Below are 21,814 nucleotides of genomic sequence, written 5' to 3' on the forward strand. Positions count from 1 at the left end.
GGAGCCGCATTTCCCTCATGCCCAGCGAAAACCGCCAGTATCGCCTGGGCGTGATCTATGTTGCCCTGTCGGCAGTGGCCTGGTCGCTGTCCGGCCTCTTCATGCGGGCGATCGAGGCTGACCTGCCGACCATCCTCTTCCTGCGTGGCCTTGTTTCCGGCTCGGCCACCTTCGCCTTCTTCTTTTATCTCGAGGGCCGGGGCGGCTGGAACATCCTGAAATCCATCCGCGGCCCCACGCTGGCGGCAACCTTCCTGTCCTCGGCCTCTATGGTCGCCGGTCTCGGCTCGATCTATTACACGTCCGTCGCCGATGCGATGGTGATCTATGCGACCGTGCCCTTCGTCACCGCCGCTATCGCCTTCCTGTTCATCGGGGAAAAAGCCGGCCGCTCGACGCTGATTGCCAGTGCCGTCGCTTTTGCCGGCGTCGCGGTCATGCTGGTCGATGTCCAACCGGGTGGCTCGCTGCTCGGCAAGGGCCTTGCCGCGGTCATGACCCTAACGGTCGCCGCCCTTGCCGTGGTGATGCGCCAGCACCGCAATGTGCCCATGCTGCCCGCCATGGCGCTGTCGGCCTATCTCTGCTCGGCCTGCACCTTCTGGTTTGCCAGCCCGGCCATGGCTACGCAGAGCGATATCATGCTGATCGTCGGCTTTGGCGTCGTGCAGAACGCGCTTGGCCTCATCCTTTACACCTTTGGCGCCAAGCGGATCCCGGCAGCCGATGCTAGCCTGCTCACCGCGCTGGAAGTGCCGATGACGCCGCTCTGGGTCTGGATCTTCATGTCGGAAGTGCCGCCGCAGGCAACGCTGATCGGCGGACCGATCGTGCTCATGGCGCTGTTCGGTCATATCTGGGTCGAGGTCAGGCGCAACCGCGAGCCTGCACCAGCCTTGCCCCATACTTGAGATGGAACAAGGCGCAGCCTTGCCGGGTTCAGTCAGAATAACCGGAGGCTCGGCCATGACAGCAGAAGACGATCGCTTGACGGGAGGGGCCGGCAGCGCCGGCGGCATCAAGAATGTCGATGCCGTGCCGCCCGGCACGCCGGATGCCGCGGAAAACCTCTGCCGCCGTTGCGCCGGCACCGGCACGGTGGAGGATGGAGAATGCCCCGAATGCGGCGGCAGCGGCAAGGTTCTGACACCTGTCGGCGGCGCCGGCTAGAAGCCCGCTGACGGATCGCGCAGCCCGTGATATGAGCCGCCGAACGGGAGACGGCTCTTGGCAGACAAAACGATTGCGATCATCGGCGGCGGCCCGGCGGGCCTGATGGCGGCGGAGGTCCTTTCTGCGTGCGGCCACAGCGTTACCATTTACGAGGCCATGCCGACCTTCGGGCGCAAGTTTCTGTTGGCCGGCAAGTCGGGCCTCAACATCACCCATTCCGAACCCTTCGATCCGTTCGCCAGCCGGTTTGGGGAAGCGTCCTCCCGTTTGCGCCCTGCCCTGAACCTGTTTTCGCCGCACGAGGTGCGCGAATGGGCGGCAGGGCTCGGGACGCAAACCTTTGTCGGCACGTCCGGCCGGGTCTTCCCTCAGGTCATGAAGGCCTCGCCGCTCTTGCGCAGCTGGCTGCGCCGCCTGGAAGCGCAAGGCGTCTCCTTGAAAACACGGCATCGCTGGATGGGTTTTTCCGACCAGGGCTACCGGTTTCTGACCCCTGAGGGCGAGATTGTCGTCTCGCCGGACGCGACACTGTTGGCACTCGGCGGTGCGAGCTGGCCGCGTCTCGGATCGGATGCCGCCTGGATCGCCTGGCTTCACGCAGAGGGAGTTTCGGTCAAGGCTTTCCAGCCCGCCAATTGCGGCTTCGATGCTGTCTGGAGCGAGATCTTTCGGTCCCGCTTTGCCGGCGAACCGCTGAAATCGGTGACGGCCACATCCGATGCCGGCGCGGTTCAGGGAGAATTCGTGATCTCCCGACACGGCATCGAGGGAAGCCTCGTCTATGCCCATGCCGCGGCCCTGCGCGAAAGGATCAACCGTGACGGCGGCGCCGTCCTTTCGGTCGACCTCGCGCCCGGCCGCACAATCGTACGCCTGATGCAGGATCTCGGCCGTCAGGATCCCAAGGCAAGCTTCTCCAACCGGCTGCGCAAGGGCGCCGGGCTCGACGGCGTAAAGGCCGCGCTGGTACGGGAGATCGCCGCCGATGCCCATCGCGCTTCGCCGCTTGATCTTGCCCGCCTGATCAAGGCGCTGCCGATCCCGCTGGTTCGACCCCGGCCGATCGAGGAAGCCATTTCTTCGGCCGGCGGTATTGCCTGGAGCGAGGTGGATGAGCGCTACATGCTTAAGCGCTTGCCCGGCCTGTTCGCCGCCGGCGAAATGCTGGACTGGGAAGCGCCGACAGGGGGCTATCTGCTGACGGCCTGCCTTGCCACGGGCCGCGCCGCCGCAAAGGGCATCCATACCTGGCTGTCGGTGGCACACAGCGCTGCCGTCCCGCCAGCCACTGTTGATCAAAGGCCATAGCCATGTTCCTTCTGTCCAAGCTGGTCTGGCTTGCCGCCCAGCCTCTGTCGATCGCCTTCCTGCTAACGGTTCTAGGCGGCGTGTTCGCCCTTCTGGGGCTGCGCAAGCTTGGAGGATTCGCGGCTTTGGCCGCCGCTCTGATGCTCTTCGTGACGCTCTACACAACGGTCGGGGCGCTTGCCCTCCAAACGCTCGAAAATCGCTATCCGAAGCCCGTCGCCGATCCGAGCAATCCCTTCTGCATGATCGTGCTCGGCGGCGCCATCGAGACGCAGGTCGTGACGAGCCGCGGCGGCGTCGAATTCAATCAGGCGGCCGATCGCTTCGTCGAGGCAGCCCGGCTCGCGCTGCGCTATCCGCAGGCGCGCATCCTGATTTCCGGTGGCGACGGTTCCTTCAGCGGCGTCTATGAAGGCGAAGCGCAGGCCTCGGAACGCTTCTTTGCGGGCCTGGGGATCCAGGCTGACCGGCTGGTCAAGGAGAATTCCTCGCGCACCACCTATGAGAACACCGCTTATACGACCGCCCTCTTGAAGACCGAAGGTCTGCAGAACTGCCTGCTGATCACCTCGGCCTTTCACATGCCGCGGGCTCTGGCCCTGTTTGCCAAGGCAGGCATTGCCGTTACGGCCTGGCCGGTGGATTACCGCACGAGCGGCAAGGTAGAAGCTGGCTTCGACTTCACCCAGCCTGCCCTCAATGCGCAGCTTTCCTCGACCGCGGCGCGGGAATGGATGGCGATTGCCGGCTATTATCTGGCCGGTCGGATCGACGGCATCCGCCCATGAGGCCTACTTCTTGAAGATCGTCAGGAACCGCCCGCCACGTACCCGCACGGTCATTTCGCACGGCGCCGCGTCCTTGCGCTCGCAAAAACGGGCATGCATCTTTAGAACAAAGACCATATTGCCGAAGCGCTTGATGAAATCGTAGCCGTAGATCTGTGCGGTGGCGATCATGATATAGCCGCCTTCCTTGACCTGCACATAGAAGTTGTTGGGACACCCGTCCCCGTTGCAGGCCGGCCCGCGAACGCCGTCGCAGGTCAGTTCGCCGTGATTGACGACCGCATCGGTAATCCCGTCATTGTTGACGTCGAAGCGCCTGACGAAATCGGCACCAAACTCTGCCATCTTGCAAGATTTCTGAAAATGCTCCTTCTCGTAGACTTCGGGATCGCTGATCAGTGTCTGCTGGGCCAGCGAAAGCGTCGGCATCAGCGTCAGCGCGATCACGTGGGCGATTATCACCAAAAGCGTCTTCAAGGGCAGTTATCCTCGGAAATCATCTGTTCATGGGCGCGCCTGCGGGATGACGCGTAGGGCCGACGGCGGCTACACTAGGGCGACCTACTTGCGCGACGCTGGAGGATGGGATGTCCCTGCTGATGATTCTCGATTATGCCGGCGTCGCCCTGTTTGCGGCAACCGGCGCTCTGGCCGCGTCGCGAAAGCAGCTCGATCTCATCGGCTTCCTGTTCTTTGCGGCGGTGACCGGGCTCGGCGGCGGCACCGTGCGCGATCTGGTGCTCGGTCGCACGCCAGTCTTCTGGGTGCTCGACCCAACCTATATCCTAATCTGCGTCACCGCCGGGGCCTTCGTCTTCCTGACGGCCCACCGAGTGGAATGGCGCTACCGCCTGCTGATCTGGCTCGATGCGATCGGCATTTCCGCTTACAGCGTGCTTGGCGCTGCCAAAGGTCTCGCAGTCACCGGCTCGCCGACCATTGCCATCGTCACCGGCGGCCTGACCGCAACCTTTGGAGGGATTCTTCGCGATCTCCTGGCCAATGAAGCTTCGGTTCTGCTGCGGCCGGAAATCTACATTACCGCAGCGCTCGCAGGCGCCGGCGCCTTCACGGCGGCCAATGCCTTGGACCTGCCTGTTTATGCGAGCTCCTGCATCGGTGCCGGCGTTGCCTTCGCATTGCGCGGCGGCGCTATTCACTATGGCTGGACCCTTCCGCGCTACAAGCCGCGCCCAGGCCGTCATCCCGACGAAGCGATGAAAGGCCGGAAAAGGAAAAAGGGGCGTTAGGCCTTCTTCTCGCGCAGCCGGATGATCACATCCACATGCGCGATTTCCATCCCGTCCGGCGCTTTCGGCAGGTTGTCGATAGCCAGATTGTTGATCGGGATGTCGAGGACCTCGTTGCGGCCTTCCACGAAGAAGTGATGGTGATCCGAGATATTGGTGTCGAAATAGGTCTTGGAGCTTTCCACCGCGAGCACGCGGATCATACCGGCTTCGGTGAACTGGTGCAGCGTATTGTAGACCGTTGCCAGCGAGACCGGCACGCCCGCGGCGCTGGCTTCCTCATGCAGTTCCTCGACCGTCAGATGCCGGTCGCCCTTGGCAAACAGCAGATCCGCAAGGGCAATACGCTGCCGTGTCGGGCGAAGGCCGCAATCACGCAGTCTCGTCTCGATCTCCAGATTGGCGTCTGCCATATGCTGTTCAGCTCCCAAAGCAGCTCGGATGAGGTATCTTGACTTTCCGATATAACTTTTGCCGCTAACAGTTTCAATAGTTTCCCGCGGGCGAGAATCCCGGACAGGCCCGAAATCGCGTTATTTCCCCTCAAGGCCTCTGGTTTGCGCCCACCGCTTCCTATATGCGAACCTGATACGGGATGCTCGAGCGTCCCCCGTCCATCCCCAGGACGCCGGACGCTCGAGCATCGTGATGCTTCAGTTTTGGGCGATTTTGCTCTAGAGCTTGGGAAAGACGAGCATTAAGGCTTCAAGGGGGAACGGGTATTCGATGGCGACCAGACAGTCCAGTTTTAACTATGAAGAACTCATCGCCTGTGCGCATGGCGAACTGTTTGGACCAGGCAATGCGCAGCTTCCGCTGCCGCCCATGTTGATGGTTCATCGAATCACGGACATTTCCGAAACCGGCGGCGCCTTCGACAAGGGCTATCTGCGGGCTGAATACGATGTTCGGCCGGACGACTGGTATTTTCCCTGCCATTTCGAAGGCAATCCGATCATGCCGGGTTGCCTCGGGCTCGATGGCATGTGGCAGCTGACCGGCTTCTTTCTCGGCTGGCTCGGCGAGCCGGGCCGCGGCATGGCTCTGTCGACCGGCGAGGTGAAGTTCAAGGGCATGATACGTCCCGATACCAAGCTTCTCGAATATGGCATCGATTTCAAACGCGTCATGCGCGGCCGCCTCGTGCTGGGCACGGCGGACGGTTGGCTGAAGGCTGACGGGGAAACGATTTACCAGGCGACCGACCTTCGCGTCGGTTTGTCAAAGGAAAAGGCGGCCTGAGCGGCAATCGCCGAAGGCAAGAGCAACAGGAAAAAGGTCATCAGATGAGACGGGTAGTTGTCACGGGTCTGGGCATCGTGTCGTCGATCGGAAACGACGCGGCCGAGGTTACCGAATCCCTGCGGCAGGCAAAGTCCGGCATTTCCTTTTCGCCGGATTTCGCCGAGCACGGCTTCAAGTGCCAGGTCTGGGGAAAGCCTAATCTGGATCCGGCCGAACTGGTCGATCGGCGTGCCATGCGCTTCCTTTCCCAAGGCGGCGCCTGGAACCACGTCGCCATGAAGCAGGCGATCGCTGATTCCGGCCTTGAGGAAAAGGATTACAGCGAGAACGAGCGGACCGGAATCATCATGGGTTCCGGCGGTCCTTCGACCCGCACCTTGATCGAAGCCGCCGAGATTACCGTCAAGAACAACAGCCCCAAGCGGATCGGCCCTTTTGCTGTGCCGAAGGCCATGTCTTCGACCGCATCGGCAACGCTTGCCACCTGGTTCAAGATTCACGGCGTCAACTATTCGATCTCGTCGGCCTGCTCGACCTCGGCGCATTGCATCGGCAATGCCGCGGAAATGATTCAGTGGGGCAAGCAGGACGTGATGTTTGCAGGTGGCCACGAGGATCTCGACTGGACCATGTCGAACCTGTTCGACGCCATGGGCGCCATGTCGACCAAGTACAACAACCAGCCGGACCGCGCGTCGCGCGCTTATGACGTCGATCGCGACGGCTTTGTGATTGCCGGCGGTGCGGGTGTCCTTGTTCTTGAAGAGCTCGAGCATGCCAAGGCCCGTGGCGCGAAAATCTATGCGGAACTCACCGGCTACGGCGCCACGTCCGACGGCTACGACATGGTCGCTCCGTCCGGCGAAGGCGCCATCCGCTGCATGCGCCAGGCGCTGGCAACGGTGGAAGGTGAAGTGGATTACATCAACACCCACGGCACTTCGACGCCGGTCGGCGACAGCAAGGAAATCGGCGCGATCCGCGAAGTCTTCAAGGACAAGATCCCGCATGTGCAGTCCACCAAGTCGCTGACTGGCCATTCGCTGGGCGGTGCAGGTGTACAGGAATCGATCTATGGCCTGCTGATGATGCAGGAACGCTTCATCGGCGAAAGCGCCCATATCGAAACCCTCGATCCGGAATTCGACGGCGTGCCGATCGTGCGCAAGCGCATCGACGACGCCAAGATCGATACGGTCCTCTCAAACTCGTTCGGATTTGGCGGCACCAATGCCACGCTCGTCTTCCAGCGCCATAACGGATAATTCATGACCGGAATCATGCAGGGAAAACGCGGCCTGATCATGGGTGTCGCCAACAACCATTCGATCGCCTGGGGGATTTCCAAGGCGCTCGCCGCACAGGGCGCCGAATTGGCCTTTACCTATCAAGGCGACGCGTTGGGCAAGCGCGTCAAGCCGCTGGCAGCCGAAGTCAATTCGGATCTCGTTCTGCCCTGCGATGTCGAAGATATTGCTTCGGTGGACGCGACCTTCGCCGCCATCAAGGAGCGCTGGGGCAAGCTCGATTTCCTCGTGCATGCCATCGGCTTTTCCGACAAGAACGAGCTGAAGGGCCTTTATGCGGAGACGACGCGCGAGAACTTCTCCCGCACCATGGTCATTTCCTGCTTTTCCTTCACGGAAGTGGCCAAACGCGCCGCCGAACTGATGACCGACGGCGGCTCGATGCTGACGCTCACCTATAACGGCTCGCAGCGGGTCATCCCCAACTACAATGTCATGGGCGTTGCCAAGGCGGCGCTGGAAGCTTCGGTCCGCTATCTCGCCGCAGACTACGGTCCACGCGACATCCGGGTGAACACGATTTCGGCCGGACCGGTGCGCACCCTCGCCGGCGCCGGGATCTCCGACGCCCGGGCGATCTACTCCTGGAACCAGCAGAATGCGCCGCTGCGCCGCACGGCGACCATCGAGGATATCGGCGGCTCTGCCCTCTATCTGCTTTCGGACCTGTCCCGAGGCGTGACCGGCGAGGTGCATTACGTCGATGCCGGCTACAGCATCACCTCGCTGCCGACGCTCGAACGGCTGCGCAAGGCAGACGTCGAGTAGCTTATCGCTTTCAAGTGATGCGCATATTGATGCGCATTACTTGCTATCCGAGCCTCTCCGCGCTATGTTCAGCCGTGATCGGAAGCGCCTTGTGGAACGCAACAGCCACAAGATCATCGCGCGCCTGAAGCGCGACGGGTTTGAGCTTATATCGATCAAAGGCTCGCATCACAAGCTGCGTCGCGGCACCCAGACCATCATAGTCCCCCACCCGAAGAAGGACCTTCCGATTGGGCTGGCAGTGGCGATTGCGAAGCAAGCTGGATGGACGTGAGGTGAATGCCATGAAATATTTCATCGCCGTTGTACATAAGGAAGATGACAGTGCCTTCGGTGTCAGCTTTCCGGACCTCCCTTCCGTCTTTTCCGCGGCTGATGCAGAGGCCGACTTGACCGCAAATGCGATCGAGGCGCTCCGTCTGTGGGCGGAGGACGAGACACTTCCCGATCCGTCTTCCATAGAACAGGTCATGGCACGTGACGATATTCGCAAGAAACTCGCGACCGGATCGATCCTTATCCGTGTTCCCTTCATCGAAGATGGCACGCGAGTTGTGCGTGCTAACGTCACGTTCGAGAAAGGCATGCTGGATGCCATCGATGCGACTGCGCGCGAAAGGGGCCTGACGCGCTCCGCCTTCCTCGCGAGCGCAGCCCGCAAGGCAATCGAAGCAGCCTAATTGAGTTTCCTCAGTTCTTCCGCGGCTTGAGCATTGCCGGCCGCAGCCGCTTCTTTCAGCAGGTTCCTGGCCCTTTTCGGGTCCTCCTGCGCCAGCAGGCTGGCCAGCTTCCATTTCGCCCAATGGTCATTGGTCTTCGGCAGGCTGATCTCGAAATAGCGTCTTGCCAGAGCGAGATCCTGCTTCATGCCCTGGCCATCGGCAAGCATGAAGGCCAGCATGTGATAGGCCCAGACATTCTTGTTTTCGGCTGATATGCGATACCAGATCGCCGCGATCTGCGGGTCCGGCTGAACGCCTATGCCCTTCTGGTAACACCAACCAACCTTGAGCTGCCCGTCCTTGTCGTTACGGGCAGCGGCACGCATGTACCAGGTGAAGGCTTGGATGGGATCCTTGGGGAGGCCGATGCCATTCTCGTAGATCTCGCCGAGCTTGAAGGCTGCAACCGCATTCCCTTTTTCCGCCGAAACGCGGAAGTAGCGGGCGGTTGTCTTGAGATCCTGCCGACCCTTCATCTGGCCGCCCTGGTAGAACTCGGCGGCGTTGAACCATTCCCAGGAATCCCTCACCTGATCGCCAAGCGCATTTGACGCCGGCAGCAGCAGCATGATCATGGCGAGGATCAAGTTTCGCATCCGTGCCCCTAAACGCGACCAGATGCAACCTTAACCTGCAAATGCCGAACCTGACAAGGGGCGTTGAGATCGTGATGACGGATCGCTATTTCCGCGCCCAAAGAACCTTGAACCGCGCATTTCGGCAGGTCTCGCCATGCTCGCGAAACCCTTCCGCCAGGACCGGCTCATAAGGCAGGCCGCGATTGGCGACCAGCATCAGGCGGCCGCCCTGCTTCAGCGCGGCCGCCGCAGTACGGATCATCGTCTTGCCGAGTTCCGGATCGGTCGCCTGCGTCTCATGGAATGGCGGGTTCATGACGACCAGGTCGTATTTTTCCTTCGGCGGCTCGCCTCCCAGATCCTGCCAATAGAAGCGGGCGTTGAGATCGGGGCAATTGCGGGCCAGATTGCGCTTGGCGAATTCCAACGCCTGATAATCGGCTTCAAAGAGATCGATGCGGTTCACGCGCGGCGACTTTTCAGCGAGCATGACCGAGAGATAGCCCCAGCCGGCGCCGAAATCGGCGGCATTACCGTCAAAATCCGTCGGCAGGCGGCTTGCGAGCAGCTCGGATCCGCCGTCGACCTTTTCATGCGAGAACATGCCGGGTGCCGCCTCGTAGCGCGCTTCGATGACCACCGGAGCCGCCTTCAGCGCCTCAATCGCCGCATCGGCATTGTCCGGCCTCCCGAGCCAGATGGCTACGCCATGATATTTGGGCGTATAGTCGATCTGCAGGCCGAGCTTCATGAGCCGGGTGCGCAGCGGCTGGATCCCGTCTTCCTTGCCGCCGGCAACGACGATCAGGCCGCCTTCGCGAACGCGCGCCAGCGCTTCGGCAATGCGGTTCTCATTCTCACCTTTATGCTTGCCGCAGAGCACCAGGCCGACGTCGTAGCCCTCTCCCTCCGCCAGGGGAAAGGCCCCTTCGCCCAAGGCACGAAACAGTGGCCGGAACGACTGCACAGCGGTGATCTCCGCCTTGAAATCCTCCGGCAGCGCATGGCTCGCCTCGGCGCCGAGGAAGATGACGCGCTCGCCCTCGCCGGGCATTGGCACCGCTTCGGTTACGAAGGGATGGAAGAGGGTTTTCAATGCGTCGCGGCTCATGGCAGATCTCTGGTTCCGGATAAAGAAAAGGCGCGGAAGAACTTCCGCGCCTCGCTTTCTTGAGGAGGAGGGAAGCTTATTCGGCAGCTTCGCCTTCAGCCTTTTTGATTTCCTGGCCGGTGGCCTGGTCGACGACCTTCATCGACAGGCGAACCTTGCCGCGCTCATCGAAGCCCATCAGCTTGACCCAGACCTTGTCGCCTTCCTTGACGACGTCGGAGGTCTTGGCAACCCGCTCGGAAGCCAACTGCGAGATGTGCACGAGGCCATCACGGGCGCCGAAGAAATTGACGAAGGCGCCGAAGTCCGCAGCCTTGACGACCGTACCTTCGTAGATGGCGCCAATTTCCGGCTCGGCAACGATCGAATGGATCCACTTGCGGGCCGCTTCGATCTCCTTACCGGAGGACGAAGCGATCTTGATCGTGCCATCGTCCTCGATGTTGATCTTGGCACCGGTCTTTTCGACGATTTCGCGGATGACCTTGCCGCCCGAACCGATGACTTCACGGATCTTGTCGACGGGGATGTTCATCACCTCGATGCGCGGGGCGAACTCGCCGAGCTGGCCACGGCCTTCGGAGATGGCATTGGCCATTTCGCCGAGGATGTGCTTTCGGCCGCCCTGTGCCTGCTCCAGAGCCACCTTCATGATCTCTTCGGTAATGCCGGCGATCTTGATGTCCATCTGCAGCGAAGTGATGCCGTCAGCGGTGCCGGCAACCTTGAAGTCCATGTCACCGAGGTGATCTTCATCGCCGAGGATGTCGGACAGAACCGCAAAGCGCTCGCCTTCGAGGATCAGGCCCATGGCAATGCCGGCAACCGGCTTGGCCAGAGGAACGCCGGCGTCCATCAGTGCCAGCGAGGTGCCGCAAACGGTTGCCATCGAGGACGAGCCGTTAGACTCGGTGATCTCGGAAACGACGCGCAACGTGTAGGGGAACTGCTCGGGCGACGGCAGCATCGGACGGATGGCCCGCCATGCGAGCTTGCCGTGGCCGATTTCGCGGCGGCCCGGGGAGCCCATGCGGCCGGTTTCACCAACCGAGTAGGGAGGGAAGTTGTAATGCAGAAGGAAGCGTTCCTTGTACATGCCCGTCAGGCTGTCGACATACTGTTCGTCTTCCCCGGTACCAAGCGTGGCGACGACGATCGCCTGGGTTTCGCCGCGGGTGAACAGGGCCGAACCATGGGTGCGCGGCAGGATGCCGACTTCCGAGACGATCGCACGAACGGTCTCGAGATCACGGCCGTCAATGCGGCTCTTGGTGTCGAGGATGTTCCAGCGGACGATCTTGGCCTGCAGGTGCTTGAAGGTCGCGCCGATGACTTCGGCTGTATATCTCGGCTCTGCGCCTTCCGGGAAGAAGTGTGCCTTGACCTTGGCCTTGACGGCGTCGACGGCAGCGTAGCGTTCAGCCTTCTGGATGTTCTTGTAGGCGGTGCGTAGTTCGGCTTCGAAATGCTGCAGCATTTCGGCTTCCAGTTCGGAATAATCTTCCGGCTGGAAATCACGCGGCTCCTTGGCGGCCACTTCAGCGAGCTTGATGATCGCGTCGATCACTGGCTGGAAGCCGCGATGGCCGAACATGACGGCGCCAAGCATGACGTCTTCGTTGAGTTCCTTGGCTTCCGACTCGACCATCAGGACGGCGTCCTGGGTGCCGGCGACGACGAGGTCGAGGACCGACTCGTCCATCTCGTCGAGATGCGGGTTCAAAACGTATTCGCCATTGATATAGCCGACGCGTGCGCCGCCGACCGGACCCATGAAGGGTACGCCGGAAAGCGTCAGAGCTGCGGAAGCGGCAACCATCGACAGGACGTCCGGGTCGTTTTCAAGGTCGTGCTGGACGACGGTGACGACAACCTGGGTGTCGTTCTTGTAGCCTTCCGGGAAGAGCGGGCGGATCGGGCGGTCGATCAGGCGGGAAACCAGCGTTTCCTTTTCCGAAGGACGACCTTCGCGCTTGAAATAGCCGCCCGGAATCTTGCCGGCGGCATAGGTCTTTTCCTGGTAGTTGACGGTCAGCGGGAAGAAGTCCTGGCCAGGCTTCGGCGACTTGGCTGAAACGACGGTGGCGAGAACGACGGTTTCGCCGTAGGTGGCAAGGACGGCGCCGTCAGCCTGGCGGGCGATCTTGCCTGTTTCCAGCTTCAGCGGGCGGCCTGCCCATTCGATTTCGACGGAATGTGTATTGAACATGTCTTGTCCTTCAATGCGGGAGCACACGCATCGCCAAACGAGGCGCAGCGCATAGTCGACCGCAATCAATGTGACACATCACGGGCAAGACAACGGGAGGCTTTGTTGTTCAGCTCCCTGGCGAGGAGCCGTGGCCAAAGCCCTGCGGGCTTTCGGCTAAAAGCATCCGGCAATCCTGCCCCATGACAGGTCAACGGTTCGTTTGGCAGAACCGGCCCATCCGGGTCTGCCGGCAGTCTCGCCGCGCCGATCTTTGAAGAGCGGTTACGGCAGTGGTGGGCTTGGGGCCCAAAAGAGGTCCGGCGAGCCCGTTGCCGAGCTCGCCGGAAAGTCTTAGCGGCGGATGCCCAGAGCAGCAATGATCTTGCTGTAACGGGACTCATCCTTCTTCTTGAGATAATCAAGAAGCGAGCGTCGGGTGGAAACCATCGTCAGAAGGCCACGGCGGGAGTGGTTGTCCTTCTTGTGGTCCTTGAAGTGATCCGTCAGGTTGTTGATCCGTTCGGTCAGAATGGCAACCTGAACTTCCGGAGAACCGGTATCGCCTTCAACGGTTGCGTATTCCTTGATAAGCTGCGCCTTGCGCTCGGCAGTGATCGACATCGGACGATCCTTTCTATGGAGAGGAATTAGGGACGCCAAAAGCCGAGATGTCGGTCAGCTTTGGCCATGAAAGCAAAAACAGCGCCCAAAGGGCATCTTTATGCTGGCGCTGCCTATAAACCATTCAGATGCGGATTGGAAGAGCCGATCTTATTGGCGCAAAGCGGCTCAGATGAAGACGCGCTTGGGGCGGAACTCGCCCTGCTCGATCTCGCCGATAGCGATCAGCTTGCCGCGCGCCGTCGCATAGACATCCTGCTCCGCCACGGGCGCATCCCGGCCCCTCAGGATCACTGGATTGCCCATCTTGAGGCGGTGCGCCTGGTCGTCCGTTACCGGCAGATGCGGCAGGTTGGACAGTGCCTCCGCCGTATCGATCAGGTAAGCATCGAGTGCCGCCAGTCGTTCATCGCGATCCTCGATCGTTTCAAGCGCCACGAGATCGGCCAGCGGCACCATCTTGTCTTCGGCAAACGGCGCCACGAAGGTGCGGCGAAGATCGGAAACATGGCCGCGGCAGCCGAGATCGCGGCCGAAATCGCGCGCAAGCGCGCGTACATAGGTGCCCTTGCCACATTCCACCTCGAAATGCGCCTTGTCGGTCGTCGCGCCCAGCAGGGTTAGCCGGAAGATTTCCACCTCGCGGGACGGGATCTCCACCGTCTCGCCGTCGCGGGCCAGGTCATAGGCGCGTTCCCCGGCAATCTTGATGGCGGAAAACTGCGGCGGGATCTGGCTGATCCGCCCTGTATAATTGGGCAGGAGATCGCGGATCGCCTGCTCGGTTGGACGGCTGTCGGAAGTGGCGACGACCTCGCCCTCCAGGTCGTCGGTTGAACGCTCCTCGCCCCAAGTGACGGCAAACTCATAGATCTTGCGGCCATCCATGACGTAAGGAACGGTCTTGGTGGCGTCACCCAGCGCGATCGGCAGCATGCCGGAAGCAAGCGGATCGAGCGTACCGGCATGGCCGGCCTTCTGGGCATTGAACAGCCATTTGATCTTGGAAACGGCTTCGGTGGAGCCGAAATCCACCGGCTTGTCGAGGATCAGCCAGCCCGAAATCGGGCGGCCCTTGGGTTTACGTGGTTTGGACATATCTGCTCTTGGCTGTTCTTATTCTTCGGTGTCGCCGGAAAGGTCGCGCTGGACCTCCGGCGAGCGCAGCAGTTCGTCAATCTTCTTGTAATTGTCGAAGCTGGTATCGTCGCGAAAGCGAACTTCCGGGATGGACTTCATCTGCCGGAGCTGGCCGCCGATGCGACCGCGAATGTATTTGGCATTGCGGTTGAGCGCCTCGATCACCGCATCATGGTCCGGCAAACCGAGCGGCGTCACATAGGCGGTGGCGATCTTCAGGTCCGGCGACATGCGCACTTCGGACACGGATATCACGGTCTTTTCGATCAGGTCGTCGCGCACTTCGCCGCGCTGCAGAACCTGGGTGATGGCGGCACGGACCTGTTCGCCAACGCGAAGCATGCGCTGGGAGGGCGCCGAGGATGTTGCTTTTGTCATTGTATTTCTCTTCTCAGGCACCGCCGGGGATCGTCCCGCATCGTGTGCCACGTCAGCAAATCGGTCAAATGACCCAGCCCAACTCAAAGGTCAAGGCTTGGCGCGCCCATTATCGGGATAAATAAGGCAACGGCTTGACCTTCCCGGCGCCGATCGAACGAGGCTCAGATCTTAGCAGCCAGACCTTCGTTGATCAGAACAGCGCGTCGTCGATATCGTCATCGCTCATGACGCTGGCAACAACCGGCGCTTCGATCGGCGCGGCCGTTCCCAGAAGGCGGGCATGCAGTTCGCGCTCCGACACCATCGTATACAGGCGGGCAATCCTGCCGCCGATATCGGCCAATGCCTGATCGAGACCGGCCGCCTCGCGGACATGACCTTTGACGCCGATATCGTCGGCGCAGGCCCGCAGAACATCACCAAGCTCCGCCTGAAAATCGAGCCGCGCAAGCGAAGCATCCATCTGGGTGACGGCGGTCTGGCTCTGCTCGCCAAGCGCGGTCATTTCGGCGTCCATCCTGTCGCCGGCGGCACGGATATTGGCCATGGCCGTTTCCAGACGCTGATCGAGGGAATGCTCGTCCTTCACCTCTTCAACGAGGCTGAGCTTCTGCGCCGCCGCTTCCAGGCTCTGCAATTCGAGGAGGATCTTGTCGGCCGTCTCGTCGAGATGGGCGGCAAAATTGCGCAGTTCGCTGGTCACGACATTGATCGCCTTGCCTTCCTCGCCGATCTTGCTGCAGCGCAGGTTGGTGTTGAGCGCCATATAGTGGATGTCGGTCCTGACCAGCTGGACCACGCCGATGCCCTTGACCAGGTCGTTGACCGTTTGCCCGGTGGAGCGGCTCAGGTCCGTCGCCTCGTGGGCCACGGCCTCGATTTCCCGCACGGCCTTGCGCGCCGCACCCACACCGTTTTCCAGCTGGCGGATGGCATTGTCGCTGCCGCCGTCGCCATCGTTCTCCGTCATTGCCCGGCGCAGCGCCTCGATCTCCATCAGGTCCGAGCGGAAGCTCGCCACGGTGGCAACGATCTTGCGGGTATCACGGTCGAAGTCGTCGATCGACTGGTTGAGCTGCTTGGAAACGAGATTGGCGATCACCTGGGACAGGCTGTCCCGCTGGACGGCGTCAAGGCCTTTCGCTTCGGGCGAGGCCAGGAATTCGTCCAGTATGGCGAGGCTCGACTGGCAATGCTCGATCCGCTGGCGGGTAATATCGCCAATCTGCATGGCCGAGAGCGTCGATGCCAGTTTGCCCTGGATGCCCTTGGCGATGATGCGCACGCTGTCGGCGCGCTGCATCAGCATGCGGCGATGGCTGCCGATCTCGGCGCCCCCGCTTGAAAGGCCGGCAATGATGCGCGGAATGGTTTCCTTATAGCTCTGGATGATCTTTTCGCCCTTGGCCTGGATCGGCCGGAGCCCGCTGCCGAGCTGCTGCAGCTTGTCGGCAAATTCGTTGACCTGCCGGGTGCCATCCTGGATGCGCTGCAGGATTTCCTCGGCGAAACCTGCAAAATCCTCGACGCCGGCCCCGGTGATCTTGGCCGTCACCGCGAAGGTCCGCAGATAGCGCAGGGTTTCCTGCATGTCGTCGACCTGCGGACGCAGATTGCGCTCCGCCGAGGAGATCTCCTGAAAGCGGGCCTGGCGGCCGGTCTCGATGACGCTGAGGCCGGAGAGACCCGATACGGTTCGCTCCAGTTCGTCCATGGTGGCTTTGGCAGTCTGCTCGTCCAGCGAGCCGGTGACCTGATCCAGCGAGCCGATCAGCTTGTTCAGCACGTCGAGAATGGACAGAAGCGCGGCTCCGCCCTCCAGGAAGCGCTCTTCGATGCGGCTGCGTGCGATTTCCATCCGCTCCACGAAGGGCGATGATCCCGCCGATGGGCTTACCGTCTCAATCCTAGCTGCACTGATCGCCACTGTATTACCTTTCAGGTCCATCCTGACCGCCGCCTTTTGAAAGACAGAGGTGACTTCTTCTGTTTCGTTACAAGACAGGCTCGAGCAGAAATCCGGACAAAGCTTGGCTTGGGCAGTTCACTCTGCAGTTGCGACGGTTAACCCGAGAAAAACGGCCGGGCGCTTTCATGGTCCGTGGTTAATTTTTACTACGCGCAACAGTGCGAGATTCCGCCTATCACTATTGCTGCGTGAAAAATTGGTCGGTGCAATTAAGGCGGCTTTAACAGTCTAAGTCCAGAATTGCGCTGTTATTTCAGTTTTTTCGGATTCATGTGAGGTTTCGATGTCTGCTTCCGATGTTAAAGAAAGCAGCTTTTCCTTGCCGTCGAACATGACGGTTCGGAACATTACTTCCGCACATCAGGATCTGCTGCAGTTCATCGATCAAAACGAGGCGACCAGCCTCGTTCTGGCAACGGATCTGCAGGCCGATATCAGCACCGTGCAACTTCTGGAGGCGGCGCGGATCTATGCCTCGACCGGCGGCAAAAGCGTTTCGCTCGCCGAACCGGCAACAGGAACACTTCTCGATACCTTGCGCCGAAGCGGCTTCCTGGAAGGCATGTCCCGGGAAGACGCACAGTTTTGGCTTCACCAAGAGGAAATACAATGAGCGCCACCATCCTGACCGTTGACGATTCGGCGAGCATCCGCCTGACAACAAGGGTCGCCCTCACCAATGCCGGCTATCAGGTGACAGAGGCCGTCGATGGCCTGGACGGCCTGGCTAAGCTGGACGGCGGGCAGTTCGACCTGATCATCACGGATCTCAACATGCCGAACATGGATGGCCTGACGATGATCCGCGAATTGCGCAAGCTTCCGGCACATATGGGCGTTCCGGTGGTATTTCTGACGACGGAATCTGATGCCGAGATCAAGCAGCAGGCAAAAAGCGCCGGCGCTACGGGCTGGTTGACCAAACCCTTCGATCCCGAAAGCCTCGTCAAGATCGTCCGGAAGGTTCTCGGCCGATGAGCTTTCCCGATCCTATCGCAGTTTTCCGGACCGAAGCTGCAGAGGTTTTGGAACAGATCGAGGCTGGCCTCCTCGATTTGAACGTCAATCTCGGCGATAAGGATCAGGTCGACGCCGTTTTCCGGGGACTGCATACGCTGAAGGGCTCGGGAGCCATGTTCGGGTTCGAAGCGCTGGCCGCCTTCACCCATCATTGCGAAACCGCATTCGACCGTGTGCGCAAGGGCGAGGTTCCGGCAACCCGGGAACTGGTGACGGCGGTTTTGGGGGCCAAGGATCACATGCGGGCACTGGTGGAAACCCCGACCGGTGACCACGAAGCGGCCAGCGAAGCGCTGCTGGCGACGCTTCGCCGCGCGGTGGAAGGTTCCGGCGACGGCTCTTCCGCCCCGCCTGCCGCGACGACCTCCCATACCCCGGCGGCTGTCGCTTCTGCCGCATCCGCACCAAAACAAATCCTCTACAAGATCCGTTTCAGCCTGCCGCAGAATGCCATGGCGAACGGTACCAATCCTTTGCCGCTTCTCGATGAGCTGGTCGATCTCGGCGAATGCCGCATTGTTGCGGATCGCTCCGCCATTCCCTCGCTCGACCAGCTGTTTCCCACCGACCTGCATATAGCCTGGGATGTGGAACTCCTCACCTCCCAGCCGCGCGCGGCCATCGAGGATGTGTTCATCTTCGTCATGGATGAGATGCAGCTGCAGATCGACGAAATCGAAATCGCGGCGCCCGTAGCTGCAGCGGTCGCGACCGTAGCGAGCGCCGTCCAGCAACCGGTGCCGGTCGTGCAGCAGGCGCCGCCGCCTGCGCGCGCGGCATCGCCCGCTCCCACTGACGCCAAGCAGGCCAAGGCCGCCGAAAATGTCCGCGTCCCCGCCGAAAAGCTGGACGAGCTGATGGACCGGGTCGGCGAACTGGTGATTGCCCAATCGCGCCTCAGCCAGCTGGCCGGCAGCAGCGGCGATCTCCAGCTGCGCGCCGTGTCCGAAGATGTGGAACGCCTGTCGGGCGAGCTTCGCGATACCATGATGGTGCTGCGCATGGTGCCGGTCACCCAGCTTTTCGGCCGTTTCCGCCGCCTGGTTCATGACCTGTCCATTGAGACCGGCAAGGCGATCGAACTGGTCATGGAAGGCGAAACCACCGAGGTCGACAAGAGCGTCATCGAACGCCTTGCCGATCCGCTCGTCCACCTGGTTCGCAATTCCTGCGACCACGGACTGGAGACGCCCGAAGAACGGCTCGCGGCCGGCAAGCCCGAAGCGGGCCGCATCCTGCTTTCGGCCCGTCAGCAGGCCGGCGAAGTGATCATCACCATCAAGGACGATGGCCGCGGCATCAACAAGGAACGGGTCCGGGCGAAGGCCGAATCCTCCGGCCTCATCCCGGCCAATGCGAGCCTCAGCGACCAGGAACTCTACCAGCTGATCTTCCAGCCGGGTTTTTCAACGGCGAGTCAGGTCACTAATCTGTCCGGCCGCGGCGTCGGCATGGATGTGGTCAAGCGCACCATCGACGCGCTGCGCGGCACGATCAATGTCGTCAGCCAGCCGGGGCAGGGCTCGGAAATCTCGCTCGCCATCCCGCTGACGCTCGCCATCATCGACGGCCTGCTGGTGCGGGTCGGCACCGGCCGCTACGTCATTCCCTTGTCGGCAGTGGAAGAATGCCTGGAACTGTCGGTGGAAGACGATATGCGCTCGCGCGGCCGCAGCTTCATATCGCTGCGTGACAGCCTCGTGCCCTTTATCCGCCTGCGTGATCTCTTCCGCACCGGCACGAAGCCCGATCCGTTCCAGAAGGTGGTTGTCACCTCGACCGGGTCGGAGCGCGTCGGTCTCGTGGTCGATCAGATCATTGGCGACCACCAGACGGTCATCAAGTCCATGTCGAAGCTGCATCACGACGTTGCCACCTTTTCCGGCGCCACCATTCTTGGAGATGGCGACGTGGCGCTGATCCTCGATGTCGGCCACCTGGTCGCTGAAGGACAACAACAGGAGGCGCATTTGCGCGCGGCGGGATGAACGAGGCCATCAGGAAAATCTCCGCTGAGGTCTGGAGCGGACGCGACGAGCTGGAAGTGCTCACCTTCGATATCGCCGGCGAGATGTTCGCGCTCGAGGCGTTCATCGTGCAGGAAATCCTTGATCTCCTGCCGGAAACCACGGTGCCGGGCGCCAAGGCCTTTGTCGGCAGCGTCATCAATTTCCGCGGCAAGGTTATTCCTCTCGCCGATATCCGGCTGGCTTTCGGTATGGAGGCCACCAAGCCGACGATCGATAGCCGGATTATCGTCATCCAACTGGAAATCGACGGTGAGAGCATGCTGACTGGCATCCGGACAGACAAGGTCCACGAGGTCACTACCTTGCTGCGATCGGCCGGAGAGCCGCCGCCGAGCGTCGGCATGCGCTGGCGGCCCGATTTTATCGACTGCCTGGTCAGGCGCGGAAGCGAGTTCATCATTCTTCCGAACCTGCAGGCGATTTTTACAGCACAGCACGACCATGCCGTGAGCAAAAGCTCGCACGGTTGATGACATCCACGACGGAGACAGTATATGCGCGCCTCAATCAAGCTTAAGCTGGCTTCGGCTTTCGGCTTCATCATCGTAATGCTGGTTGTAACCGCCGGCTATGGCATTTTCAGCCTCGGCAATCTCAACGACACCTTGGAAAACGTTCTGCAGGGTCCGGCAATGCGCCTGAAGCTTGCTCAAACCCTCAACAACGACCAGTTGCAGCAGATCCGCCAGCAGAAGAATCTGCTTCTGGCCGCCAATCCCAGCGAGATGCAGGGATATATCGCCAAGAGCGACGAAGCGCGGCGGGGCTTTGACGATACCTTCAAGGCAGTTGAGGCCCGCGCTACCGAACAGGGCAAGGCGCTGTGGGCGAAACTCGCGACACTGACCGCAGAATTCCGCAAACAGGACGACCATATCCGCACGCTGATGCTCGGCGGCGATGCAGCTGGCGCCTTGAAGGTGTCCATCAATGAAGCTCGGACCGTCACCAATGATATCGACGCGCTGCTTTCCGACGTCGTGAAGCTTGAAGAAGGTCGCCTCACCGCGGCCGACGATCAGGCGGATGCCGATTATGCCCAGACCCGGATGATCATGATGGCGGTTGCCGCAGGCGCCTTCATTGTTGCAGCCCTGGCTGCCTTCTGGATCGCCATGAGCATCAGCAAGGGTCTGCGTAGCGCGGTTCAGGCCGTGCAGAACGTTTCCGACGGTGACCTGACCCGATTTGCCCCCGTCACCAGCAAGGACGAGATCGGCGAGCTGCTCGGATATGTCAACACGATGATCGAGCGCCTGCGCGGTGTAGTCGGCGATGCGCTTGCCGCCTCCGACAACGTGTCTTCCGGCAGCCAGGAGCTGTCCGCCAGCGCCGAACAGCTTTCCCAAGGCGCCACGGAACAGGCATCGTCTGCCGAAGAAGCCTCTGCGTCGATGGAAGAAATGGCCGCCAACATCAAGCAGAATGCCGACAACGCTGCCCAGACCGAAAAGATCGCTCGCCAGTCTTCGCGCGACGCCGAAGCGTCCGGCCAGGCCGTCGGCCGTGCCGTCGGAGCGATGCGTACGATCGCGGAAAAGATCTCGATCGTCCAGGAAATTGCCCGCCAGACCGATCTGCTCGCTTTGAACGCTGCCGTGGAAGCAGCCCGAGCGGGCGAACATGGAAAGGGATTTGCGGTCGTCGCCTCCGAAGTGCGCAAGCTCGCCGAACGCTCGCAGGCCGCCGCCGCCGAGATCAGCACGCTTTCGGGCGGCACCGTCCAGGTGGCGACCGAAGCCGGCGAAATGCTCAACAGGCTCGTACCCGACATTCAAAAGACGGCCGAACTGGTTTCCGAAATCTCGGCAGCCTGCCGCGAGCAGGATATCGGCGCCAGCCAGATCAACGAGGCCATCCAGCAGCTCGACAAGGTGACGCAGCAGAATGCCGGCGCATCGGAACAGATGTCGGCAACCTCGGAAGAACTCGCATCGCAGGCGGAAGAGCTGCAAGCGTCGATCGCTTTCTTCCGGGTCGAGCAATCCGGCGCCAAACAGCCGAAGCGCGCCCCTGCTACGAAGCTTGTCGCCAAGCCTGCGCCCATGAGCCGTCCCGTGCCGCAGGCCCGCAGGCCGGACCAGTCGGTCATGGCCCAGCAGGCCCGCGCGAAGGGTTTTGCTCTCGACATGTCTATGGGTGGGCCGGACGCCGACGACGCGGATTTCCGTGAAAGCGCCTGACGCCGGAAAATGATCTTGCCTGGAAGTAT

The 21,814-nt window shown here is 61.3% G+C and carries 24 protein-coding genes; 15 read left to right on the forward strand and 9 right to left on the reverse strand.

Annotation, left to right across the window (positions count from 1 at the left end; all coding sequences use genetic code 11):
* The first annotated feature begins 17 nt into the window (after positions 1-17).
* The 4 genes from E2F50_RS15490 to E2F50_RS15505 are packed head-to-tail and all read left to right on the forward strand — an operon-like array spanning position 18 to position 3,269.
* Complete coding sequence (locus E2F50_RS15490) at positions 18-911, forward strand: DMT family transporter (protein WP_133317046.1); 894 nt, start codon at positions 18-20, stop codon at positions 909-911.
* 55 nt (positions 912-966) lie between these two features.
* Complete coding sequence (locus tag E2F50_RS23250) at positions 967-1,170, forward strand: hypothetical protein (RefSeq protein WP_133317047.1); 204 nt, start codon at positions 967-969, stop codon at positions 1,168-1,170.
* 57 nt (positions 1,171-1,227) lie between these two features.
* Positions 1,228-2,481: a TIGR03862 family flavoprotein gene (locus E2F50_RS15500; protein WP_133317048.1), complete on the forward strand. Its 1,254-nt coding sequence runs from the start codon at positions 1,228-1,230 to the stop codon at positions 2,479-2,481.
* Between the two features lie 2 nt (positions 2,482-2,483).
* On the forward strand, positions 2,484-3,269 hold the full coding sequence (locus E2F50_RS15505) for a YdcF family protein (protein ID WP_133317049.1): 786 nt from the start codon (positions 2,484-2,486) through the stop codon (positions 3,267-3,269).
* A 3-nt stretch (positions 3,270-3,272) separates the two neighbouring features.
* Here the strand turns inward: E2F50_RS15505 and E2F50_RS15510 are convergent, their stop codons facing one another.
* On the reverse strand, positions 3,273-3,746 hold the full coding sequence (locus E2F50_RS15510) for a hypothetical protein (protein ID WP_133317050.1): 474 nt from the start codon (positions 3,744-3,746) through the stop codon (positions 3,273-3,275).
* Between the two features lie 110 nt (positions 3,747-3,856).
* On the opposite strand from E2F50_RS15510, the gene E2F50_RS15515 reads away from it, so the two are divergent.
* Entirely contained in the window at positions 3,857-4,519 is a 663-nt protein-coding gene (locus E2F50_RS15515) for a trimeric intracellular cation channel family protein (RefSeq protein WP_133317051.1), read from the forward strand.
* Here the strand turns inward: E2F50_RS15515 and irrA are convergent.
* Positions 4,516-4,932, reverse strand: a complete 417-nt coding sequence (gene irrA, locus E2F50_RS15520) for an iron response transcriptional regulator IrrA (protein WP_133317052.1) — start codon at positions 4,930-4,932, stop codon at positions 4,516-4,518. The two genes, E2F50_RS15515 and irrA, sit on opposite strands and share 4 nt — an antisense overlap.
* Before the next feature lie 313 nt (positions 4,933-5,245).
* Between irrA and fabA the strand changes: the two genes are divergently transcribed.
* The 5 genes from fabA to E2F50_RS15545 all read left to right on the forward strand — a co-directional run bounded on the left by fabA (position 5,246) and on the right by E2F50_RS15545 (position 8,519).
* Positions 5,246-5,761 carry a 3-hydroxyacyl-[acyl-carrier-protein] dehydratase FabA gene (gene fabA / locus E2F50_RS15525; RefSeq protein ID WP_133317053.1) on the forward strand — a complete coding sequence of 172 codons (516 nt, stop codon included), beginning with the start codon at positions 5,246-5,248 and terminating at the stop codon, positions 5,759-5,761.
* A 44-nt stretch (positions 5,762-5,805) separates the two neighbouring features.
* Positions 5,806-7,029 (forward strand): beta-ketoacyl-ACP synthase I, encoded by a 1,224-nt coding sequence (gene fabB / locus E2F50_RS15530; RefSeq protein ID WP_133317054.1) that lies wholly within the window; start codon positions 5,806-5,808, stop codon positions 7,027-7,029.
* A gap of 3 nt (positions 7,030-7,032) precedes the next feature.
* On the forward strand, positions 7,033-7,839 hold the full coding sequence (gene fabI, locus E2F50_RS15535; protein ID WP_133317055.1) for an enoyl-ACP reductase FabI: 807 nt from the start codon (positions 7,033-7,035) through the stop codon (positions 7,837-7,839).
* Between the two features lie 91 nt (positions 7,840-7,930).
* Complete coding sequence (locus E2F50_RS15540) at positions 7,931-8,113, forward strand: type II toxin-antitoxin system HicA family toxin (RefSeq protein WP_133317056.1); 183 nt, start codon at positions 7,931-7,933, stop codon at positions 8,111-8,113.
* A gap of 10 nt (positions 8,114-8,123) precedes the next feature.
* Complete coding sequence (locus E2F50_RS15545; protein WP_133317057.1) at positions 8,124-8,519, forward strand: type II toxin-antitoxin system HicB family antitoxin; 396 nt, start codon at positions 8,124-8,126, stop codon at positions 8,517-8,519.
* Here the strand turns inward: E2F50_RS15545 and E2F50_RS15550 are convergent.
* The 7 genes from E2F50_RS15550 to E2F50_RS15580 all read right to left on the reverse strand — a co-directional run bounded on the left by E2F50_RS15550 (position 8,516) and on the right by E2F50_RS15580 (position 16,531).
* On the reverse strand, positions 8,516-9,157 hold the full coding sequence (locus E2F50_RS15550) for a tetratricopeptide repeat protein (protein ID WP_133317058.1): 642 nt from the start codon (positions 9,155-9,157) through the stop codon (positions 8,516-8,518). The genes E2F50_RS15545 and E2F50_RS15550 overlap by 4 nt on opposite strands.
* 85 nt (positions 9,158-9,242) lie before the next feature.
* A complete protein-coding gene (locus E2F50_RS15555) occupies positions 9,243-10,250 on the reverse strand; it encodes a class I SAM-dependent methyltransferase (protein ID WP_133317059.1) in 1,008 nt (335 codons plus the stop codon).
* Positions 10,251-10,326: 76 nt separating this feature from the next.
* Positions 10,327-12,459 (reverse strand): polyribonucleotide nucleotidyltransferase, encoded by a 2,133-nt coding sequence (gene pnp, locus E2F50_RS15560; protein WP_133317060.1) that lies wholly within the window; start codon positions 12,457-12,459, stop codon positions 10,327-10,329.
* Between the two features lie 333 nt (positions 12,460-12,792).
* Positions 12,793-13,062, reverse strand: a complete 270-nt coding sequence (gene rpsO / locus E2F50_RS15565; protein ID WP_133317061.1) for a 30S ribosomal protein S15 — start codon at positions 13,060-13,062, stop codon at positions 12,793-12,795.
* Between the two features lie 168 nt (positions 13,063-13,230).
* Positions 13,231-14,160, reverse strand: a complete 930-nt coding sequence (gene truB, locus E2F50_RS15570; protein WP_133317062.1) for a tRNA pseudouridine(55) synthase TruB — start codon at positions 14,158-14,160, stop codon at positions 13,231-13,233.
* 18 nt (positions 14,161-14,178) lie between these two features.
* Positions 14,179-14,580: a 30S ribosome-binding factor RbfA gene (gene rbfA, locus E2F50_RS15575; protein ID WP_133317063.1), complete on the reverse strand. Its 402-nt coding sequence runs from the start codon at positions 14,578-14,580 to the stop codon at positions 14,179-14,181.
* Between the two features lie 193 nt (positions 14,581-14,773).
* A complete protein-coding gene (locus tag E2F50_RS15580; protein ID WP_133317064.1) occupies positions 14,774-16,531 on the reverse strand; it encodes a methyl-accepting chemotaxis protein in 1,758 nt (585 codons plus the stop codon).
* A 304-nt stretch (positions 16,532-16,835) separates the two neighbouring features.
* On the opposite strand from E2F50_RS15580, the gene E2F50_RS15585 reads away from it, so the two are divergent.
* Genes E2F50_RS15585 through E2F50_RS15605 form a run of 5 tightly spaced genes read left to right on the forward strand, consistent with a single transcriptional unit; the run spans position 16,836 to position 21,785 of the window.
* Entirely contained in the window at positions 16,836-17,165 is a 330-nt protein-coding gene (locus E2F50_RS15585; RefSeq protein WP_133317065.1) for a hypothetical protein, read from the forward strand.
* On the forward strand, positions 17,162-17,530 hold the full coding sequence (locus E2F50_RS15590) for a response regulator (protein WP_133317066.1): 369 nt from the start codon (positions 17,162-17,164) through the stop codon (positions 17,528-17,530). The genes E2F50_RS15585 and E2F50_RS15590 overlap by 4 nt, the downstream gene beginning before the upstream one ends.
* On the forward strand, positions 17,527-19,560 hold the full coding sequence (locus E2F50_RS15595) for a chemotaxis protein CheA (RefSeq protein ID WP_133317067.1): 2,034 nt from the start codon (positions 17,527-17,529) through the stop codon (positions 19,558-19,560). The genes E2F50_RS15590 and E2F50_RS15595 overlap by 4 nt, the downstream gene beginning before the upstream one ends.
* A complete protein-coding gene (locus tag E2F50_RS15600) occupies positions 19,557-20,072 on the forward strand; it encodes a chemotaxis protein CheW (protein ID WP_133317068.1) in 516 nt (171 codons plus the stop codon). Before E2F50_RS15595 ends, E2F50_RS15600 begins: the two co-directional genes overlap by 4 nt.
* 24 nt (positions 20,073-20,096) lie before the next feature.
* Positions 20,097-21,785: a methyl-accepting chemotaxis protein gene (locus E2F50_RS15605; RefSeq protein ID WP_133317069.1), complete on the forward strand. Its 1,689-nt coding sequence runs from the start codon at positions 20,097-20,099 to the stop codon at positions 21,783-21,785.
* Positions 21,786-21,814: the final 29 nt, after the last annotated feature.

The sequence above is a fragment of the Rhizobium deserti genome (assembly GCF_004358025.1).
Classification (GTDB): domain Bacteria; phylum Pseudomonadota; class Alphaproteobacteria; order Rhizobiales; family Rhizobiaceae; genus Neorhizobium; species Neorhizobium deserti.

What these genes read in the sequence shown, in the direction of transcription:
- pnp (WP_133317060.1), bottom strand. Translation starts at nt 12,459, where the DNA reads ATGTTCAATACACATTCCGTCGAAATCGAATGGGCAGGCCGCCCGCTG.
- E2F50_RS15600 (WP_133317068.1), top strand. Translation starts at nt 19,557, where the DNA reads ATGAACGAGGCCATCAGGAAAATCTCCGCTGAGGTCTGGAGCGGACGC.
- fabA (WP_133317053.1), top strand. Translation starts at nt 5,246, where the DNA reads ATGGCGACCAGACAGTCCAGTTTTAACTATGAAGAACTCATCGCCTGT.
- truB (WP_133317062.1), bottom strand. Translation starts at nt 14,160, where the DNA reads ATGTCCAAACCACGTAAACCCAAGGGCCGCCCGATTTCGGGCTGGCTG.
- rpsO (WP_133317061.1), bottom strand. Translation starts at nt 13,062, where the DNA reads ATGTCGATCACTGCCGAGCGCAAGGCGCAGCTTATCAAGGAATACGCA.
- E2F50_RS15585 (WP_133317065.1), top strand. Translation starts at nt 16,836, where the DNA reads ATGTCTGCTTCCGATGTTAAAGAAAGCAGCTTTTCCTTGCCGTCGAAC.
- E2F50_RS15490 (WP_133317046.1), top strand. Translation starts at nt 18, where the DNA reads ATGCCCAGCGAAAACCGCCAGTATCGCCTGGGCGTGATCTATGTTGCC.
- E2F50_RS15505 (WP_133317049.1), top strand. Translation starts at nt 2,484, where the DNA reads ATGTTCCTTCTGTCCAAGCTGGTCTGGCTTGCCGCCCAGCCTCTGTCG.
- E2F50_RS15550 (WP_133317058.1), bottom strand. Translation starts at nt 9,157, where the DNA reads ATGCGAAACTTGATCCTCGCCATGATCATGCTGCTGCTGCCGGCGTCA.
- E2F50_RS15515 (WP_133317051.1), top strand. Translation starts at nt 3,857, where the DNA reads ATGTCCCTGCTGATGATTCTCGATTATGCCGGCGTCGCCCTGTTTGCG.
- fabB (WP_133317054.1), top strand. Translation starts at nt 5,806, where the DNA reads ATGAGACGGGTAGTTGTCACGGGTCTGGGCATCGTGTCGTCGATCGGA.
- E2F50_RS15590 (WP_133317066.1), top strand. Translation starts at nt 17,162, where the DNA reads ATGAGCGCCACCATCCTGACCGTTGACGATTCGGCGAGCATCCGCCTG.
- fabI (WP_133317055.1), top strand. Translation starts at nt 7,033, where the DNA reads ATGACCGGAATCATGCAGGGAAAACGCGGCCTGATCATGGGTGTCGCC.
- E2F50_RS15545 (WP_133317057.1), top strand. Translation starts at nt 8,124, where the DNA reads ATGAAATATTTCATCGCCGTTGTACATAAGGAAGATGACAGTGCCTTC.
- E2F50_RS15580 (WP_133317064.1), bottom strand. Translation starts at nt 16,531, where the DNA reads ATGGACCTGAAAGGTAATACAGTGGCGATCAGTGCAGCTAGGATTGAG.
- rbfA (WP_133317063.1), bottom strand. Translation starts at nt 14,580, where the DNA reads ATGACAAAAGCAACATCCTCGGCGCCCTCCCAGCGCATGCTTCGCGTT.
- E2F50_RS15555 (WP_133317059.1), bottom strand. Translation starts at nt 10,250, where the DNA reads ATGAGCCGCGACGCATTGAAAACCCTCTTCCATCCCTTCGTAACCGAA.
- E2F50_RS15605 (WP_133317069.1), top strand. Translation starts at nt 20,097, where the DNA reads ATGCGCGCCTCAATCAAGCTTAAGCTGGCTTCGGCTTTCGGCTTCATC.
- E2F50_RS23250 (WP_133317047.1), top strand. Translation starts at nt 967, where the DNA reads ATGACAGCAGAAGACGATCGCTTGACGGGAGGGGCCGGCAGCGCCGGC.
- E2F50_RS15595 (WP_133317067.1), top strand. Translation starts at nt 17,527, where the DNA reads ATGAGCTTTCCCGATCCTATCGCAGTTTTCCGGACCGAAGCTGCAGAG.
- irrA (WP_133317052.1), bottom strand. Translation starts at nt 4,932, where the DNA reads ATGGCAGACGCCAATCTGGAGATCGAGACGAGACTGCGTGATTGCGGC.